This is a genomic window from Mesorhizobium sp. M2C.T.Ca.TU.002.02.1.1 (assembly GCF_003997225.1).
In genome coordinates, this window is sequence record NZ_RZTO01000684.1 from 1 (window position 1) to 3,407 (window position 3,407).

Below are 3,407 nucleotides of genomic sequence, written 5' to 3' on the forward strand. Positions count from 1 at the left end.
TCGTAGAAGAGGTTGATCTGGGTGCGGCCGCGCAGCGTCGAAGTCTTCTTTTCCGATTGCCGTGAGATCGCCACGGCCTGGTCCGCCCGATCGAGCAACAGCTCGATATCGGCGGGGGAAAGATCGCGGATGCCCAGAAGATGGCGGTGGGGAAAGAGCGGCAGGGACGAAGCGTCGGTCATCTCAAGGCGCTGCTATAGGGTGCGGTCCGGCCTGCCGCAAGCGCCAGCTTTGGATTGCGGGCGTTCTCCCCGGTATTTTCGTCGCGCGCCTTCCGTGGCTTGGGCTATAAGGCGTGGCTTGGGCTATAAGGCTGGGGGCTTCGGATTCGCGACCGCGGCCTTGGAAATGCTAAGAACCTCTCGGCCAATTGAAGGATTGGGCAACTGAAGGATTGGGCGTGACCGACGAGGTGATCAACCAGCCGCCGCCGTTGACGGGCGGCAATGCATGGCGGGGCGATCCGCTGCTCATCCAGCTTGCCGAGCGTTTTTCCGATCCCGTGCGCAAGGATCTCGATGGGCTTGGCCGGTTCGTGATGACGCAGGAGGCGCAGGAGCTTGCCCGCCTCGCCAACACCGATACGCCGAAATTGCGGACGCATGACCGCCAGGGCCGGCGCCTCGACCTGGTCGAATACCATCCGGCCTATCACGCCCTGATGCGCCGCTCGATTGCCGGCGGCCTGCATTCTTCCGTGTGGGAAAACGGCGATGCCGAGATCGGCCGCCGCCATCAGGTGCGGGCGGCGCGCTTCTATCTGACAGCGGAACTCGAGACCGGGCATCTGTGTCCGATCACCATGACCAGCGCCTCGCTGGCGGCGCTGATGGCGAGCCCGAAGCTTTTCCGCGAATGGGCGCCGCGCGTGACGACGCGCAAATACGACCAGACGCAGAAGCCGCCGGTGCAGAAGACCGGGCTGACGCTCGGCATGGGCATGACGGAGAAGCAGGGCGGCACGGATGTGCGCGCCAATACGACCCGGGCCGAGCGAACGGGAAGCGGCTTCTACCGGTTGACCGGCCACAAATGGTTCATGTCGGCGCCGATGTCGGATGCCTTCCTGGTGCTTGGCCAGGCTCCGGAGGGACTGTCCTGCTTCCTTGTCCCGCGCATCCTGGGCGACGGTTCCGGCAACGGCTTCCGCTTCCAGCGGCTGAAGGACAAGCTCGGCAACCGATCGAACGCCTCGTCTGAGGTGGAGTTCGTCAACGCGATCGGCGAGATGGTCGGCGACCCGGGCGCCGGCGTCAAGACGATCATGGACATGGTGACGCTGACGAGGCTCGACTGCGCGGTCGCTTCGTCGGCGCTGATGCGGGCAGGGCTTGCCGAGGCCGTCCACCACACGCGCCATCGGCAGGTGTTCGGCTCGAACCTGATCGACCAGCCGCTGATGCAGCGGGTTCTTGCCGACATGGCGCTCGATGTCGCCGCGGCTACGGCGCTATCGTTCCGGCTGGCGCGCTCCTTCGACGAGGCGGCAAGCGACCGTGGCGAGGCGGCCTTCGCCCGCGCCATGACGCCGGTCGTCAAATACTGGGTCTGCAAGATCGCGCCGGGGCTGCTTTACGAAGCGATGGAGTGCCTGGGCGGCAACGGCTATGTCGAGGAAGCGCCGCTCGCCCGCTACTATCGGGAGGCGCCGGTCAACGCGATCTGGGAAGGCTCGGGCAATGTCATGGCGCTCGACGTGCTGCGCGTGCTCGGCCGTGCGCCCGGCCTGTTCGAGGAGGTGCTGGCCGGCATCGACCGCGATCTCGGCACCGGCGGGCGCGGCACCATCGGCGTGCTCAAGGCTGCCATGCAGGTCGCCGCGACCGACCAGGGCTCGGCGCGCCTGCTCACCGAGCAGCTCGCGCTTTCGGCCGCGGCGGCGGAGCTGCGCCGGCTGGGAGCAGGGCGGATCGCCGACGCTTTCGTCGAAACGCGGCTGGGCGGCCAGTGGCGCACCACCTACGGTATGCTCGATTCGCGCCACGACGCGCGCATGATCATCGACACGCTCTATCCGCCGGTGACCTGATCCCGCTCTAAACCAAAACCGCTTCCCGCTCTTCGGCTTGATGCGCCAATGCGGATTGCCGAGCTGTGGATAGCTGTTAACCTTAACAAATGGTTTCCATTGCGGTGAACCGTTGCAAGGCCCAATCTCCGTTTGCTGGAGTAGGGAACGGTTAACCATGGCCTCCCCGAGCTCCGCCAGCGGGAAGCGCATGCGGCACGTGTTAAGCTCAGTTCTGGCCTTGCATTGGGCGGTCGTTTTCGCCCTGCTTGCCTATATCTGCATGGACGGCAGCCGCGGCATAGCGACGGCGCTTGGCGTGCTTGGTCTCTCGGTCCAGGCCAACCGGTTTCCCGAGCTTGAAAATGTTGCCGTGCTGGCGCCGCTCTCGATCGCGCTCCTGACCGTCGCGGTGTTGTTCTGCTGGGCCTTCGTCGAAACGCTGCTGAACGCGGCGGCGAGGGCGGACGCGGGCGAGAGCGTGGCGCGGATCGCCTTCATCTCGGCATCGTTCCTGCTTTCGCTGATCCTCATCGGCGGTGTGGCGCAAGGCATTGACGGCCTGTTCATGATCGTCGCCATCCAGATGACGGCGCTGCTTGCCTCCTACATCGCCGTGCTGGCCGAACGCCGCTCCACCTTCGCGGCAATGAATTTGCCAGAGGGCGATGTTCGCGCCGCCTCGCGCATGGCGATGGGCGCCGCGCACAGTTCGCTGCTTTCCCGCATATCCGGCCGTCCGGAACGCAAGCCAGGAGGCAGCCGCTGATGCGCACGCTGTTCGCACTGTGGGCTGCTCCGATGGCCATCTTCTGGGGATGGTTCTTCCTGTCGCTCAACGACATGAATTTCGGTTATGTGATGCTCAGCCGCCAGCTGCACGATTTCGTCTTCCAGCTCTACGGCCAGATGCTGGGCATCGATCCGGCGATTATCCCGGGCATGGTGGCGCGAACCTGCGTTTTCGACTTTTTCCTGCTGATGGGCCTTTGGGCTTTCCGCCGCCGGCGCAACATCGCCGAATGGATCAGGCAGCGGCGGCAGGGCGATATCAGTCCGGATCGGCTCGGCCGAGCGACTGAAGCCGGTCCAACGCTCCCTGCAGAATAAAGGCTGCGGCCGCCGAATCGATCTTGCCGGCGCGCTTCTTGCGCGAGAAATCCATCTCGATCAGCGTCCGCTCGGCCGCGACCGTCGACAGCCGCTCGTCCCACAGCACGAAGGGCAGGTCGGAAAGCGGCGCCATGTTGCGGACGAACGCGCGCGATTTTTGCGCACGAGGCCCTTCCGAGCCGTCCATGTTGACCGGGAAGCCTAGCACGACGGCGCCGACATTGTCCTTCTCGAGCTGAGCGAGCAGCTGGGCGGCATCGAGGGAGAACTTCTTGCGCAGAATGAC

At 65.1% G+C, this 3,407-nt stretch carries 4 protein-coding genes and 1 pseudogene; 3 read left to right on the plus strand and 2 right to left on the minus strand.

Annotated elements, in window-relative coordinates:
- Positions 1–182: pseudogene (gene pyrB / locus EOD07_RS27485) on the minus strand (aspartate carbamoyltransferase catalytic subunit); the annotation flags it as partial.
- Between the two features lie 218 nt (positions 183–400).
- On the opposite strand from pyrB, the gene EOD07_RS27490 reads away from it, so the two are divergent.
- The 3 genes from EOD07_RS27490 (at position 401) to EOD07_RS27500 (ending at position 3,118) form a co-directional block, all read left to right on the plus strand.
- Positions 401–2,029 carry a DNA alkylation response protein gene (locus tag EOD07_RS27490; RefSeq protein WP_041000828.1) on the plus strand — a complete coding sequence of 543 codons (1,629 nt, stop codon included), beginning with the start codon at positions 401–403 and terminating at the stop codon, positions 2,027–2,029.
- Between the two features lie 190 nt (positions 2,030–2,219).
- On the plus strand, positions 2,220–2,777 hold the full coding sequence (locus EOD07_RS27495; RefSeq protein ID WP_127237629.1) for a hypothetical protein: 558 nt from the start codon (positions 2,220–2,222) through the stop codon (positions 2,775–2,777).
- The gene (locus EOD07_RS27500) at positions 2,777–3,118 is read left to right on the plus strand and encodes a DUF6105 family protein (protein ID WP_127237630.1); all 342 of its coding nucleotides are present in this window, start codon (positions 2,777–2,779) and stop codon (positions 3,116–3,118) included. Before EOD07_RS27495 ends, EOD07_RS27500 begins: the two co-directional genes overlap by 1 nt.
- On the opposite strand, the gene ruvX is transcribed toward EOD07_RS27500, so the two are convergent.
- Positions 3,060–3,407 (minus strand): Holliday junction resolvase RuvX (gene ruvX / locus EOD07_RS27505; RefSeq protein WP_127237631.1); only part of this gene is annotated, 348 nt, incomplete at its 5' end. The two genes, EOD07_RS27500 and ruvX, sit on opposite strands and share 59 nt — an antisense overlap.